At 49.3% G+C, this 16,420-nt stretch carries 7 protein-coding genes; 4 read left to right on the plus strand and 3 right to left on the minus strand.

Annotated features, from left to right (window positions below):
• The first annotated feature begins 54 nt into the window (after positions 1 to 54).
• Both SE18_RS10380 and SE18_RS10385 read left to right on the plus strand, forming a co-directional pair.
• Positions 55 to 3,213 (plus strand): bifunctional cytochrome P450/NADPH--P450 reductase, encoded by a 3,159-nt coding sequence (locus SE18_RS10380; RefSeq protein WP_054534387.1) that lies wholly within the window; start codon positions 55 to 57, stop codon positions 3,211 to 3,213.
• Positions 3,214 to 3,445: 232 nt separating this feature from the next.
• Entirely contained in the window at positions 3,446 to 7,021 is a 3,576-nt protein-coding gene (locus SE18_RS10385; RefSeq protein ID WP_054534388.1) for a PAS domain S-box protein, read from the plus strand.
• Between the two features lie 269 nt (positions 7,022 to 7,290).
• Here SE18_RS10385 and SE18_RS10390 read toward each other — a convergent pair whose 3' ends face one another.
• Positions 7,291 to 8,709 carry an aldehyde dehydrogenase family protein gene (locus tag SE18_RS10390; protein WP_054534389.1) on the minus strand — a complete coding sequence of 473 codons (1,419 nt, stop codon included), beginning with the start codon at positions 8,707 to 8,709 and terminating at the stop codon, positions 7,291 to 7,293.
• Between the two features lie 759 nt (positions 8,710 to 9,468).
• Here SE18_RS10390 and SE18_RS10395 point away from each other — a divergent pair.
• Both SE18_RS10395 and SE18_RS27135 read left to right on the plus strand, forming a co-directional pair.
• Positions 9,469 to 10,071, plus strand: a complete 603-nt coding sequence (locus SE18_RS10395; RefSeq protein ID WP_054534390.1) for a DUF6896 domain-containing protein — start codon at positions 9,469 to 9,471, stop codon at positions 10,069 to 10,071.
• Positions 10,068 to 10,361 carry a hypothetical protein gene (locus tag SE18_RS27135; protein ID WP_152976607.1) on the plus strand — a complete coding sequence of 98 codons (294 nt, stop codon included), beginning with the start codon at positions 10,068 to 10,070 and terminating at the stop codon, positions 10,359 to 10,361. The genes SE18_RS10395 and SE18_RS27135 overlap by 4 nt, the downstream gene beginning before the upstream one ends.
• 139 nt (positions 10,362 to 10,500) lie before the next feature.
• Here SE18_RS27135 and SE18_RS10400 read toward each other — a convergent pair whose 3' ends face one another.
• Together SE18_RS10400 and SE18_RS10405 are read right to left on the minus strand one after the other, a co-directional pair.
• Complete coding sequence (locus SE18_RS10400; protein WP_054534391.1) at positions 10,501 to 12,750, minus strand: glycoside hydrolase family 3 C-terminal domain-containing protein; 2,250 nt, start codon at positions 12,748 to 12,750, stop codon at positions 10,501 to 10,503.
• A gap of 181 nt (positions 12,751 to 12,931) precedes the next feature.
• Complete coding sequence (locus SE18_RS10405) at positions 12,932 to 16,414, minus strand: ATP-binding protein (protein WP_083469826.1); 3,483 nt, start codon at positions 16,412 to 16,414, stop codon at positions 12,932 to 12,934.
• Between the last annotated feature and the right edge of the window lie 6 nt (positions 16,415 to 16,420).

A 16,420-nucleotide genomic window follows, 5' to 3' on the forward strand; every position in this document is an offset into this window, starting at 1 on the left:
GATGATTCGCGGCGACCTGCACAGGCCAGCATTGCAATAAACGAGGCTCGTTGTATGAGTATTTCCAGCCCAATTCGTGCTATTCCCCAACCACCAACTCGTCCGATTGTTGGCAATGTGCCAGATATTGGCATGGAAACACCGGTGCAAAATTTGATGAAACTAGCCCAGCATTATGGGCCAATTTTTCGGGTGAGTTTTCCCAATCGCTCGGTATTGGTGGTTTCTTCAGCAGCGCTAGTGGCCGAAATTAGCGATCAAGAGCGTTTTGATAAATTATTGCATGGCCCGTTGATTCAAATTCGCGATTTTGCTGGCGATGGTTTGTTTACGGCCTACACCGAAGAAGCCAATTGGAGCAAGGCTCATCGTTTGTTGATGCCAGCCTTTGGGCCAGCAAGCATGCGCAATTATTTTGATGACATGCTCGATATCGCCGACCAATTGTTTACCAAATGGGAGCGCCAAGGGCCAGAAACCGATTTCGATGTTGCCGATAATATGACCCGCCTGACGCTGGACACGATTGCCTTGTGTGGCTTTGGCTATCGCTTCAATTCGTTTTATCAACGCGAAATGCACCCATTTGTTGAGGCAATGGTGCGAGCCTTGGCCGAAGCAGGTGCGCGCGCCCGCCGTTTGTCAATTCAAACCAAACTGATGCGTTCGACCCAGCGTCAATACGAAGCTGATATGCACTATATGCACAGCATTACCGATGAATTGATCGCCAAACGCCGCAACCTCCCCAGCAACGAAGTGCCCAATGATTTATTGGGATTAATGCTCAATGCCAAAGATTCAATCACTGGCGAAGGCTTAGATGATGCCAATATTCGCAATCAACTGGTGACATTTTTGATTGCAGGCCACGAAACGACCAGCGGATTGCTCTCGTTCGCCACCTATTTCTTATTGCAACAACCAGAAATTTTGCAACGCGCCCAAACCATTGTCGATGCTGTGCTGGGCGATCGCTTGCCGCGCTACGAAGATTTAGCCAAACTTGGCTATCTCGACCAAATTTTGCGCGAAACCCTGCGGCTTTGGCCAACCGCACCAGTGTTTGGCGTCTATGCCAAGCATGATACGACGATTGCTGGCTTTCCAGTTAAGCAAGGCGAAAAATTCCTTGCGCTGTTGCCAACTTTGCACCGCGACCCCAAAGTGTGGACTAATCCTGAAGCGTTTGATCCCGATCGTTTTGCGCCCGAAAGCCGCGAACAAATTCCTGAACATGCCTGGAAGCCATTTGGCAATGGTCAACGCGCCTGTATTGGCCGCTCATTTGCCATGCAAGAGGCCACGTTGGTGCTGGCAATGCTGCTGCAACGCTTTGAATTGTCACAACCTCAGCCCTACAAACTGCATGTCAAAGAAACCTTGACCCTCAAACCAGAAGGCTTGACCGTGCGCGCTCGCCTGCGCAAAACGATTAATCGGGCCAGCCATGCAGGGCAACCAACAACTACCCCTAAACCAGCTAGCAACCAAGCCCAGCACAACACGCCATTGTTGGTGCTCTATGGCTCAAATTCTGGCTCGTCGGAAGCTTTTGCCCGCCGCATTGCCAGCGATGGCGAAGCCCAAGGCTACCAAGCAACTGTTGCGCCACTCAATGATTATGTCAATAAATTACCAACTACAGGTGCAGTGAGCATCGTTGCGGCTTCGTACAATGGTCAGCCCGCCAATAATGCCCAAGCTTTTTGCCAATGGCTGGCCAACGTGGAGCCAGGCTCGCTCAAGGGCGTGCGCTATAGCGTGTTTGGCTGTGGCAACCGCGATTGGCAAAGCACCTACCAAGCAGTGCCAAGCCAAATTGATCAGCAATTGCAGGCAGCAGGAGCCACACGCTTGCTCGAACGTGGCGCAGCTGATGCCCGCAGCGATTTCTTTGGCGATTTTGAGCGCTGGTATGCGCCATTTTGGCAAACCCATAATCAAGCATTTGCAATCGAAACCACAACAATCAATTCCAAACCACTCTACGAGGTTGAACTACTGCCAACAAGCAGCAACCAACTAGCCCAACAAAACGGCTTGGTGTTTGCTAATGTGCGCGAAAATCGCGAACTAGTGGATTTAAGTTCGCCTTTAGGTCGCTCAAAACGCCATCTCGAATTCAGCTTGCCTGCTGAAATTCAGTATCGTGCTGGCGATTATTTGGCAATTCTGCCAGAAAATCATCCAAACCTGATCGAGCGGGTCTGCAAACATTTTGGCCTTAAACCAGAACAAAGCGTGGTTTTGCACGCCAATCGGGCCGCCAACTTGCCACTTGAGCAGCCCATGAGCCTTGGGGAGTTGCTCAAAAGCCATGTTGAATTGGCAACGCCAGCGACTCAGCATCATTTAGCAATTTTGGCAGCAAAGAATGTTTGTCCGCCGCATCAAATCCATTTAGCTAGTTTGGCACAAGATACTGAGCGTTACAACAACGAGATTCTGCAAAAACGGGTCAGCGTAGTGGATTTGCTTGAGCAATATCCATCATCAGTGCTGAATTTCGGCGAATTTTTGGCGCTTTTGCCAGCAATGCGGGTACGCCAATACTCCATTTCATCATCGCCGTTGCTCAACGCCAACCAAGCAAGCTTAACTGTCGCGGTCGTCGATGCGCCTGCGTGGTCGGGCAAAGGCCAGTTTTATGGCACATGTTCAAGCTATTTGGCCCGCTTGCAGGTTGGCGATCGCATCGCAATCAGCTTGCGCCAGCCACATATTCCATTTCAACCGCCAGTTGATAACAACCAACCATTGCTGATGATCTGCGCAGGCACAGGTTTAGCGCCATTTCGTGGCTTTATCCAAGAACGAGTAGCTCGCCACGAGCAAGGCGAGCTGCTTGGCCCAACTGCCCTGTTTTTCGGTTGCGATCATCCCGAGGTTGATCTGTTGTATCGTGAGCAAATTCAGGCCTGGCAGCAAGCAGGAGTCTTAGAATTTTATCCAGCATTCTATCGCCAGCCAATCGGCGAGGTTAGCTTTGTGCAACATCGGCTCTGGCAAGAACGCCAACGGGTCTGGAGTTTAATCGAACAAGGTGCCGTGATTGCGGTCTGTGGTGATGGGCGTTATATGGCTCCAGCAGTGCGCGAAACCCTTGCCAAAATCTATGCTGAAGCTACTGGCAGCGAGCAAGCAGCAGCCATGGAATGGATTAGCGAAATGGAGCAAGCAGGCCGCTATGTGGCCGATGTTTTTGGCTAGCTTCGGGATTAAATTTCAACTATGCACAAATGCCGTTGGAAATCCATCCAACGGCATTTACTTAATTAATGATTGTTCTAGCTTGAAAACATGGAAATTGTTTATTGCATGAGCTACACACGGCTGTTATACTGCGAGAGTATCCTCTACTCTAAAATATATCGCAGACTCCCTAGCGCAACAACCGCCCAATTCTGCAATCAATTGTGCAAAACCTGATGAGGATGGCGCAATGCCTGATATTGAAGATTCATCACAGCAAACCAATCTTCCTGCATGGATGCGCAATGGCGGGATCGCTGGAGCAAGCTTACAACAGATCGCTTGGAGCGAGCACGCACTTGGGCCAATTGAGCAATGGCCAAGCGCCTTGCAAACCGCGCTGAGCATGGTTTTATCAGCTGCAATCCCCATGGCATTAATTTGGTCGGCAACCCAAACAATGTTTTATAATGATCAGTATCTTAATGTGCTTGGTTCTGATAATTCCCAAACCCTCAGCCAAGCGAAGCTTGAAACCAACTTCTTGAGCCATCCAGCGCTCCAACACGCTATCCAACAGGCCAGCGCAGGCCAAAGCAGCAACCTCAAGGCCGTTACAATCAATCAAACATTAACCGTTGATCTGGCGTTTAGCCCAATTTATGCAGAACACAGCAGCATTGTTGGCGTGCTGGTCAGCATTACCCACAGCAGCAACCAACCACAAAAAAGCGTCGCTAGTCAAACAAGCACAGCTTCATTTTTGCATTTAATCGCTCAATCTACGCCGAGCTTACAGCCAAACAAGCAGTTTCAGTCTGAGCACGAGCAGCTTGGCGCCCTCATCGGCTACGTTGATCGCCAAGGCTATTATCGTTTCAACAATCAGGCCTATCAACAATGGTTTCAACGACCACTGCAGCACATTACTGGCGCGACGCTAAGCGAGGTTTGGGGCGAAGCCGCCTATCAGCAATTTTATGATCATATCCATCAAGCCTTGCTTGGCCAAACTGTACGTTTTGAAACCGTGATTGAGCTAGCCCACGATCAGATTTATAGCGTCGCAATTGAATATCAGCCAGATTTGAATGCTGCTGGCGAAGTACAAGGATTTTTCAGTTTTATCAACGATCTGAGTAGCAATAAAAAATTAGCGGTTGCAGTGCAAGAATCGCAACAACGCTTTAATGCTATTTTTGAAACGAGTTCTAGCCCTATGATTATTACTCGTTTGCAAGATGGCATTATTTTAGATATTAACCAAAGCTTTATTCGTTTGCTTGGTTATCAGTATGAGCAATTAATCAACCAACCCATTCAAGAACTTAATATTTTTGTTAATTTGCATGATCGAACTACTATGGTGCGCCTATTAAAAAAGCAAAGCTATGTTAGCGATTACGAATTAGAAATTCGAAGCAAAGCGAATCAAACAATTTTTGTTATTTGCTCAATGACCTTGCTCGTCTTGGATAATCATTTATGCAGCTTTACGGTTATTCATAATATCAATAATCGCAAAATCTTTGAACGCAAACTGCAAGAAAGCGAAGAACGCTTAAAAATTGTGATTGAAAATTTAAATGAAGGAATTGTCTTATCAGATCTTGAGGGCAATCTTTTTCATTGGAATCGTACAGCTTTAGCGATGCACGGCTTTGCAAGTATGCAAGAATGTCGTGAACGCTTGCCTGATTTTCACGATTTTTATGAAATTAGCACCCTTGATGATCGCATATTAGCTATTGAAGAATGGCCAATGGCGCGGCTGATTCGGGGCGAACGTTTAGAACTAACTGAATTAAAAATTCGGCGGATTAATACGCCAATCGTTTGGGAACGCATCTTTTGCTATGGTGGGGCAACCGTTATTGATTCAAATGGCCATACGGTTGCATTTTTGACAATTACTGATATTACCAAACGCAAACGGGTTGAACAAAAACTGCAATATCAAGCAAATCTCTTAGCCCATGTTTCTGATGCAATTATTTCAACTGATAGCAATTATACAATTAAAAGCTGGAACCGTGCCGCCGAAGAAATTTATGGCTGGCCTGCCCAAGAAGCAATTGGCCAGCGCTTAGGCCATTTGATTCCAACTGAATATATTTACAACGATAGTCATAATCAAGCAAGTGCTCGCTTAATCGAGCAATCATTTTGGCAAGGCGAGGTCTACCAATATACGCGCAATGGCCAAAAACTCCATATACTCAGTAGTGTTTCACTAATTAAAAATATCCAAGGCCACATTCAAGGAACTGTTGGGATTAATCGTGATATTACTGCTTATAAACAAGCAACCCAAGCACTCCAAGAGAGTGAGCTGCGCTTTCGAACATTAACCGAATCATTACCACAATTAATCTGGACCTGTACTATAGCCGGAGCATGCGATTATTTAAGCCAACAATGGGTTCACTATACGGGAATTCCCGAAGCAGAACAATTAGGTTTAGCCTGGGTCAAACAAATTCATCCTGATGATCAGGCGAGAATCCTGAATGAATGGAACAATGCCCTTAATCAGCGGCAAAAGTTTCAGAGCGAATATAGGATTCGCCGCTACGATAATACATATCGCTGGTTTGATACCCAAGCTGTACCATTTTTTAATCAGCAAAACGAAATTATTAAGTGGTTTGGCGCAAGCAACGATATTGATGATCGCAAACGAGCAGAGGATGCTCAATTACGCAGCCAAAAAATGGAAGCCTTAGGCACGTTAGCTGGCGGAATTGCCCATGATTTTAATAATATTTTGCTAGCAATTACTGGCAATACCCAATTAGCAATGCTCGATCTCGATCCACAGCATCCGGTGCAGAATAACTTACGTGAAATTGAACAAGCAGGCGAGCGGGCAACAGATTTAGTGCGCCAAATTTTAACCTTCAGCCGCCAACAAGAAGTTAAACGTGAGGTTGTTTTATTGCCAGCAATTGTTGAGCAAGCAGTCAAATTATTGCGCGCAACCTTGCCAGCAATGCTTGAAATTCAGGTTAATGTCGTAGGCCAAATTCCAGCGACCGCTGCTGATCCAACTCAAATTTTCCAGATTATTATGAATTTGGCGACCAATGCAGCCCATGCGATTGGCAATAATCACGGTTTAATTGAAATTCGGCTTGATTTAATTCATCTGACTGCTGAATTATTGCGCGCACTCCCCAACTTGCAACCAGGCCATTATGTGCGGCTCTCGGTCAGCGACAATGGTTGCGGCATGGAACCAGAAACAATCAAACGCATCTTCGATCCCTTCTTTACAACTAAGCCGCTTGGCGAGGGCACTGGGCTGGGGTTATCGGTAGTTGATGGGATTATGAAGAACCATGAGGGCGCCATTACGGTCTATAGTCAAATTAATAAAGGCTCAACCTTTCGGCTCTATTTTCCAACCACCAACGAACTGCCAACGCCGGAGCCACCAAAACGCCAGTTGCTTAGCGAAAGTGGCTCGGCCCAGATTGTCTATATTGATGATGATCAAGCATTGGTGAGCTTGGCCATTAAGATGCTGACCACCTTGGGCTATACGGTGCAAGGTTTTACCAATCCCCAACACGCCTTGGAGTATATACAGAACGACCCTAATGCCACCGATATTGTGATTAGCGATGTTTCGATGCCCCATATGTCGGGCTTTGATTTGGCCCAACAATTGCAGGCGATTAAGCCCAATTTGCCGATTATTTTAACCTCGGGCTATGTGCGCCCAGAAGATTATGCACGTGCTCAAGCCTTAGGCATTCATTCGTTAATTTTGAAGCCGCACACCTATGAAGATTTAGGCTATACCTTGGCTCAAATCGTCTAGCCAAGGCGGCTGAAATTTTTTAACGGTTCTTTACCCTTAACTCATCTGCTACTCATCCAAGTAGCATAATATCATTCTCGGAAACCACGCTCGGTACAAGGAAACTGCATCAACAATCGTGACGATGACGAGACCTTGGAAGGAGATAACTTCATCACCTTCAACCATCGACCGACAAAACCCCTCCTGTGATGGGGTCACACATCGCAGAACGATTCAAAAATCCTCATTCGCCGCTATCCCCCCCTATGGATAGCGGCGAATATCGTTTAGCGCTTGTTGAGCATGCGCCGCGACCATGCCACCAAGCGCTTGGCAGCTCCCCGATAGGGCGGTTGAAACAGATTAACCATATTCAGGCCGCCTTGTTGAAAGACCGCTCGTTCATGCGAAAAGGTTTTAAAGCTATAAAAGCCATAATAGTTACCCAAGCCACTTTGGCCAACGCCGCCAAATGGCAAATACGGATTGGCCAGATTGAGCAAAACGCCATTAATCACGCTGCTGCCAGCTGGAATTTCGCGCAACAGCCAATTGGTAATTGCTTGATTTTCGCTGAAAATAGCCATTGTTAGCGGCTTGCCACTGGCACGGGTGGCCATAATTACTTCATCAATCTGGTCGTAGACCAAAATTGGCAAAATTGGCCCAAAAATTTCTTCTTGCATAATTGCCATGCCAGGCTTAACATTGGTCAAAACGGTTGGCGCAAAACGCGCTGGATGATCGGTTGATTGACCACCTAAGGCTACTAATGCCCCTTGGGCAACCGAGTTATTGAGCAAGCCGCGCAAGCGAGCTGTGGCATTGGCATCGATAACATTCGCCAAATCAGGCGATTGCAAACGGGTATAATCGCCTTTGCCATAATTACGCTCAATTTGTTTGATAATTAATTGAGTTAACGCTTGGGCCTGCTCACGCTGCACCCAAACATGATCAGGTGCAACACAGGTTTGGCCTGCATTGACAAACTTGCCCCAAACAATCAATTGGGCCGCCCGTTTCAAATCTGCCGAACGATCAACAATTGCTGGCGATTTGCCACCGAGCTCCAAGGTAACCGAGCTAAAATGTTCAGCAGCGCGTTGCATCACGTATTGGCCAATGCGTGGGCTGCCAGTAAAGAAAATATGCTCAAATGGTAAATCGAGCAAGGCTTCGGCTGTATCAATATCGCCCACAACCGTGGTTACATGCTCAGCCTTGAAGGCGGCGGCGATAATATTGGCAATCACTTGAGCGGTATGCGGTGTGCGCTCTGATGGCCGCACAATTGCACAATTGCCAGCGGCAACTGCCCCAACCAAGGGAGCCAAGGCCAGCGAAAGCGGATAATTCCAAGGAGCCAAAATCAGCACCACGCCGCGCGGCTCGTATTGAATCCAGCTTTTGCTACCAGCAAGCATAGTGGGCGTTTTGACCCGTTTGGGCTGCATCCAGCCTTCGAGGCGTTTGATTGCAAAATTAATTTGCTCGATTACCTGTTGAATTTCGGTGGCTTCGGTTTCGGCCACAGGTTTCGCAAAATCAGCCTGCAAGGCTGCATAAATATCGGGGCGGGCTTGTTCGATTGCCCGTTTAAATTGCTGTAAATAGCCAAGCCGCTCGGCTGCTCGGCTGGCAGCGATGCGTCCGCGATTGGCCTGCAAGGCCGCAAATTGGCCATGAATTTGCATGAGGTTCATTGATTCCTCCAACACACCATATCGCAAGCTATTATACGCCAGCTTGGCGGCAACATATAGAAACTTGCTAAAACCACAAACGGCCCAGTCGGGCCGCTTGCAGGAGAGAAGAGTGTAGAGGAGGAAGAATTTGATCGTAGTATCAGGCTTGAAGCTTACGATCCACCTAACGAGCCAAACCGCCACAATTCCTATTTCAATCTAGTCCAAAGGATGAAGTCCGAAGCCAAAATCAGAAGCCAAACGCGATAAGAGGCCAGGGGCTAGGGATTAGGGTTCGGGGCTCGGTCGTTGGGGGCTGGTGCCGAGCGATCAGAAAATAATGGATACATGTGTGGAAGCTGTGGCTAAGCAACCTTCGCGATCTTCGCGATCTTCGCGGTTTCCATCCTTCGTAGCCCTTCGTGTCCTTCGTGGAGCAAATTTTTAACGCAGCGGCGCAGAGTTACGAAATTATGAAGGATAAGGGATGAAGGATGAAGGGCTATTGGGGAAATTAATAATCTGAGCCAATCTGTGCAATCTGTGGCTAAAAATACGTATTCGGGCAATTCGTGACTAAGAAACTTTTCTTTAACGCAGAGGCGCAGAGAATTAATGGCTATGGGCTATAGGCTTTGGGCTAGCGGAATCATAATCCTAAAAATCTAGGCCAATCTGTGGTCAAAAAACTTAACCTTCGTGTTTCTTCGCGATCTTCGCGGTTTCCATCCTTCGTTGCCCTTCGCGTCCTTCGTGGATCAATGAGGACAGATTTTAATGCATTCAATCAATCCTGAGTTTTTAGCAGCATATCGTGAATCAGTTCAGCGCCAAGTTGAGTTAATCAATCTATTAGCGGCTTCATGGGATATGCAGCCAAATGAGGTGTACTATAACTGGCGCTCACAGCATGCTCAAGCGGGCATGATTGTAGACACTGCATGGCGCTATTTTTTTCATGGCCTAGAATGCGATATTAGCAATCAAGAAGATGGGCGCTTTGTGCGGATTGAGTTTGGGCCTGGTGGCCGCGCCGATTGCATTTCGAGCTTTAGCGTGCTGCAATTTATTATGACAAGCAAAGCACCATGGGGCTATTATCCCGAATTACAGGCCCAACTTGCATACAAACCAGCGCCATTTGATGAACTCTCTGGCGATTACCACGCGATCCATGCTTTAATCGAACCACTCTATACAGCTAAACTGATTGAATTGGCCGATCCTACTTTACAGCCGATTTTAGAACAAGCACTGGTTTTTACGCCCGAAGGCAGCCAGCGCTACGAGCTGCCAGCACCTGATGGCAACCCTAATACCCATGGTTTTTGGGATATGATGGTTTGCCACCGCATGGTCTTGAAGCAAGATAAGCAATGAGCACAAAAGGCAAAAGGCAGAAATCAAAAGTCAAAAATCAAAAGCCGCATCCTAATCAGCTATGGCAAAAAGCTTCGTGGATCAATTCTTTAACGCAGCGGCACAGAGAAATAATGGCTCTTGGCTCTTGGCTCTTGGCTCTTGGCTGGCGAGAACCTAATCCTCAACATCTGTGCCAATCTGTGGCTAAAAATACTTATTCGTGTCATTCGAGCAATTCGTGGCAAAAAAAGCTCATTGTTAACGCAACGGCGCAGAGGAATAATGGCTTTGGGCTGGCGAGAACATAATCCTAAAAATCTGTGTCAATCTGTGATCAAAAAAACTTAACCTTCGCGATCTTCGCGGTTTCCATCCTTCGTGGCCCTTCGTGTCCTTCGTGGATCAAAAAAGGGATCAGTGATTACCACTGATCCCCCTTACCATTGCCTAGCCCTGATTGACCTTGGCAACAAGTTCATCAACTTGGCTGGCCTCGAAGAAGCCAAAATTAACGAACTTGGCCAAAGGAATTGGCTCGAAGATCGCGCGGGTGCTGGCGCTTTGGCCTTCGATAAAGGCACCAGCGCTTGCTTGCAACAGCTCAGCCCCAATCGGATCGTCCAAGAATTCCTTGATTGAACTCATGCGGGTCAGCACTTTGCGGGCCGAACGAGGATCTTCATTGACGGTCAGATCGGCGACCAACGGCAGATCGTCGCTACAGCCACCAGCTAAAATTGTGTACTCGCCGCCTTCCATGCGCCACGCTGCTCGTTGCTGGTCGTACACGCTGAAATCGCGCGCAGCAAGGCGTAGTTCGACGGTTTTGGTTTCGCCAGCAGCCAACTCAACTTTGGCAAAGGCTCGCAGTTCTTTAACTGGGCGCAAATAACTGGATTTGTTTGGCTTGACATAGACCTGCACCACTTCTTTGCCTGCGCGGTCGCCGGTGTTGGTCAGGGTTACGCTCACCGTTAAGGGCGTAGTTTCATCAATGCTGCTGGCACTCAGTACAAGCTGATCGTAGCGGAACGTGGTGTAGGATAAGCCATAGCCAAAGGGGAATAGCGGCTTGACTTTGCGCACATCGTAATAGCGATAGCCAATAAACAGGCCTTCGCCGTAGCGTACAACCCCAGCCTCGCCTGGGTAATTCAGGTAGGCTGGGGTATCAACCAGATCGTAGGGGAAGGTTTCGGCCAATTTGCCACTTGGATTGACCGCGCCAGACAACACATCAACTAAGGCGCTGCCTACAGCCTGCCCCGCCAAGCCAGCTTCAAGCACCGCCCGCACTTGGCCAAGCCATGGAATGCTGACCGCCGAGCCGTTGATCAAAATCGCCACCGTATGTGGCTGAACCGCAGCTACCGCTTCGAGCACTTGATTATGGCCAGCTGGCATGTTGATGTGAGTACGATCAGCGCCTTCAGTTTCGTAGGCATCGGGCAAGCCCACCAAAACCAAGCTCACACTTGCATCTTTGGCAGTAGCCAAGGCTTCATTTAATAATGCTTCGTTGGTATTGCCGTCGTGATCGTAGCCAGCCGCAAAGGTCACTTCAACGGCGTGTTCGGTCAGCCATGCTTGCAAGGCTTCAAGCGGTGTATCAACCTGAGTTGCATTAATTTCCGAGCTGCCAGCGCCCTGGTAGCGTGGTTTTTGGGCGAAATTACCAATCACTGCCACGCGGCTGCCAGCAACTGGCAGCAACGGCAAAATCCCATCATTCTTGAGCAGCACCATCGATTCGCTGGCAGCGCGCCGCGCCAAGGCATGATGCGCTGCCCGATCGTAGCTTGCTGCTGGTTGGCGTTGTTCTAGCCCACGCAAAATAATTTTGAGCATGCGGCGGGCAGCTTTATCGATTACCGCCTCTGAAAGCGTTTCCTTGCGCACCAAATCGGCCAACAATTCAACATGATTCAAGGCTGGGCCGGGCATTTCCAAATCAAGGCCAGCGCTTAATGCAGCAGCTTTATCGTTAACCGCGCCCCAATCGGAAACTACAATTCCTTCAAAACCCCATTCATCGCGCAGAATTTCAGTCAGCAGTTGGCGATGTTCGGTTGCGTAGGTGCCATTGATTTTATTGTAGGCCGCCATAATTGTCCAAGGCTGGGCACGCTTAACGACTTGCTCGAAAGCCAGCAAATACAACTCGCGCAACGTGCGTTGATCAACCTCGGCGCTAATGGTCATGCGCTCGAATTCTTGGTTGTTGCAGGCAAAATGTTTGAGTGATGTGCCAACGCCATGCTCTTGCACTTCTTGCACAAACGCCACACCCAATTCGCCAGCCAACACCGGATCTTCGGAATAATATTCGAAGTTGCGGCCACCAAGCGGCGTGCGTTTGAGGTTGATGCCAGGCCCAAGCACAATTTGGACGTTGTTGGCCAAGCATTCTTGGGCAATCGCTGCACCAATCGCGCGCGCCAGCTCAACATCCCAGGTTGAGGCTACAGCGGCGGCGGTAGGAAAACATGTGGCAGGAATTGCATCGACAATGCCAATTGAGGAATTTTCTGGGGGTTTGCGCAAGCCATGCGGGCCGTCGTTCATGTTAATCGAGCCAAGCCCCAAGCGTTCGACGGGGTGCGTGCTCCACATATCTTGGCCAATGGTCAGCGAAATTTTTTCTTCCAACGTCATTTGAGTCAACAAGTCGTTGATTTGTTGATCGCTCGCGGTCATGAATTCGACCTTTCCTTGCTACAAAATGCAGCATCTACGAGAACCAGTGCAACAGCGCAGCATGGACGGGCATTGGATACCCATCCATGAGCCAACGCCCCGTTGCGTCGCATTCCTAATTCACTTGATCAGAAAGGCTATCACACCTGTTCTCAAACTATCGATCGTAAGCCAATAATTGCTAAATAATAAAGCTTGAGCTTGGTTCTTGCAGCGTCGCTTGAACCAATGGAAGCCCCAAAAAGCGCTCGCGCAATTCATCGCGCAGAATGTTGCCTGAAATATGCTGAATCAAGCGTTGAGCATGTTGGCGTTCGCTTACTGCCAACGTAAATTGGCCTTGTGCTTCGAGCCATTCAGCGCGCCACGCCCGAAAACGCCACAGATCATGAATATCACCAGCTGGCTGTTCGTTGATCAAGACCTCGCTAAATTCGATCGCTTCAGCCAATTTGCCTTGGGCCGCAGCCAAACGGGCGCGATAGTTGGAAACCAACGAGCCACCAAACCACAACGCCGAAAGTTGCTCGACAATTTCGGCAACTAAGCGCTCTGCATGGCCATAGTCGCCAAGTTTCAGGCACAATTCAATATGAATAACCCGCAACATGACCCCAGCCACAACTTGTTGCTCGCCAAGTTCAAAGCTCAAAATATGCCGAATCGTTTCGCTCAGCTCTGCTGGATCTTGGCTAGTTTGCTCGATCGTTATCAGCAAGCGCATGGCAATGAACAATTGGCGCAATGCAATTAACGCTTCATCGTTAACTTGTTCAATGTATGCTTCGCCAGCTTCCAGCACATCCAGCGCCGCTTGATAATCGCCGAGCATGCGATAGAGCCGAATGAGCTCAGTGCGCCCATACATATTCAGCATAATCGGCCCTGAAAGGCTCGATTGCTCGATTGACGATTGAAACATATGCAAGGCTTGTTGAATATCGCCAGTTTCAAGCGCAATGCCACCGAGCACCGAGCGCGAAAAGCCCAAATTCCAGGCGTTGCCAATCATCAAGGCCAACCGCTCAGCCTCGCGGGCATAGCGCACAGCTTGATCCAAATCGCGGCGCGAATAGTAGAAATCGGCCATCCCCGAAAGGCTATCAGCCAACATTGGCAGGTTATTCAACGAGCGCCAAAGTTCAATCGCCTCGCGCAACATGCGTTCAGCCAATTCTGGCTGGCCATTGTTGATTGCAACGCGGTGGAAATCGTTGAGACAATAGGCTTGCAGCTCGCGCATGCCCAACTCGCGGGCCAAACTCAGGGCTTTTTCACCCCACGGCTCGGCAGCAGTAAAGCGGCTAAGGTGGCCTTCGATCAAGGCCAAAAGCCAATAACAACGGGCCTCCGATTGGCGATCGCCTTGTTGGGTGGCCAGTTCTAGGGCGCGCGTGGTTTCGCTGCGGCTACGATCAAGGTCGCGATGGTGGCTTGGCAGCATCAACAAACGTGCATGCTCAATCAAGACAATAATCAACGATTCGGTATCATGTTCGCTCTCGCAGCGCTCAAGCACATGCTGGTATAAATCGAGCGCTTGCTTGGTTTCGCCAATTAACTCGGTAGCACGCGCATAATTCAAATACAAGCCGCGCACCACGCTCAAGGGCAAATCGTAATGATGGCTCAAATCGTGGGCGCGTTCGTAATGGCGAATTGCCTCGCGCAAGGCATATTGGCGATAGGCCACGTCGCCAGCAAGCAAGGCATATTCAAAGGCCTTGGGATGCTCTGCATGCATAAAGTGGTTGGCCAAGGCCGCTGCCAATTCCTCGCGCCGTGAGGGATACAACGCTTCTAAGGTTTCGCCAACCACGCCATGCAAACGCCGCCGCTCGGTTTGCAAGGTCGTACTATACACCACTTCATGGACCAAAGCATGGCGAAAACGCAAATAGCCATTGGGATTCGTGCGATCACGCCGTAATAACTCGCGATCGACCAACAAATCGATTGAATTGGTCATTTTTTCGGCGGTTGAGCCAAGCACCTCGGCCACCACGCGAATCGCAAAGCGCCGCCCAATCACCGCAGCAATGTGTAATAGCTGGCGCAACTCGCTGGGCAAACGATCGATTCGCGCCGCCAACAAGCCATGCACGCTATCAGGCAATTCAATGTGATTAATTGCTTCCAGCGCCACCCAACTATTACCATCGTGCATAATCGCTTCGCGATCAATTAATGTGCGAATCACTTCCTCAACAAAGAAGGGGTTGCCATCGGCTTTGTTGAGAATCGCCGTGCGCAAATGCTCGGGCAAGCCATCAAAATGCAGCAAATTGGCGATTAGTTCGCGGCCATTGGCCAACGACAAGGGCGCTAAATTCAATTCGAGGCCACTTAAATCGCGCGCTGATTCGACCAAGCGCCAGCCCACCACTTCGCGATCAGGCCGTGAGGTGGCCAAAATTACGAGCGGAATGTCGTTGTGCAATTGTAAAAGGTTTTGCAGCACATCAACCGAAGCCTCGTCAGCCCAGTGAATATCCTCAATCGACCAAATGACGGGCGTATGTTGGCCTTGGGCCAGCACCAAACGCCGCACAGCGCTGATATACAAGGCTTGCAACGCTTGCGGGCTGAGTTCATCGAAGCGGCGCGAAGCTGGCAGCAACAACAAATGGCTCAGCGCTGGAATCACCTGATCAGCTTGATCTAACAACAGTGCCGTGGCGATTTGATGCAAGGCCGCTGCCATATCATCTTCACCATCGTTGATTGAAACGCCAATTAATGAGCGGACCAAATCGCGCAGCAAGGCGTAGGCACTTTCTTGAGTGTAGGAGAGGCAGCGGGCCTCGTACCAAACAACTTGGGGCAATTGCTCAAAACTTTGATTACGCCATTCGGTCAAGAGCCGACTTTTGCCAATTCCTGCTTCGCCAACCGCCATCACCACCCGTCCGCGCTGTTTGCTGAGATCAGCGGTGACTGCCAACAAACTTTCGAGTTCGCCATGGCGGCCAACCATTGGGCTTTGCAGGCCTTTGATGCCACGGCCAGATGAGGGTCGCGGATTAAGGCCACGCAACTTGAAGACCGCCACATGTTCAGAGCGCCCTTTGATAGCTTTTTCGCCGAGGGCTGCATAATCAAAGACATGGGCAGTCATGCGTTGGGTTTCTGGGCCAACCAAAATCTCAGCATTGCTAGCCAAATCTTGCAAGCGCGCAGCCAAATTAACTGCATCGCCGATGACCGAATATTGCTGCCGCCCGAGCGAGCCAATGCCGCCAGCAATCACCACCCCAGTGTTGATGCCAATGTGCAAGCCTAATTCAAGCCCTTCCTGTTGGCTAAGTTCAGCAATTGCAGCGAGCATGGCACTTGCAGCGTGCACGGCGCGAATCGGATCATCTTCGTGGGCGAGGGGTGCGCCAAAAATCGCCATAATTGCATCGCCAATAAATTTATCGACGACTCCGCCGTAGTGCTCGATAATCGGCACCAAACGGTCAAAACAGGTATTAATTAAGCGATGTACCGCCTCAGCGTCGAGCTGTTCAGCAATTGAGGTAAAGCCCACCAAATCGGCGAACATCACCGTAACCCGCCGCCGTTCGCTACGGGGCAAGGGCGCATCGGCCAACATACGGCCACATTGCGAGCAAAAACGTGCGCTGGCAGGGTTGAGGTTGAGACATTCTGTACATTGCATAGGCGG

Origin of the sequence: Herpetosiphon geysericola, assembly GCF_001306135.1 — a bacterium.
Taxonomy (GTDB): Bacteria; Chloroflexota; Chloroflexia; order Chloroflexales; family Herpetosiphonaceae; genus Herpetosiphon; species Herpetosiphon geysericola.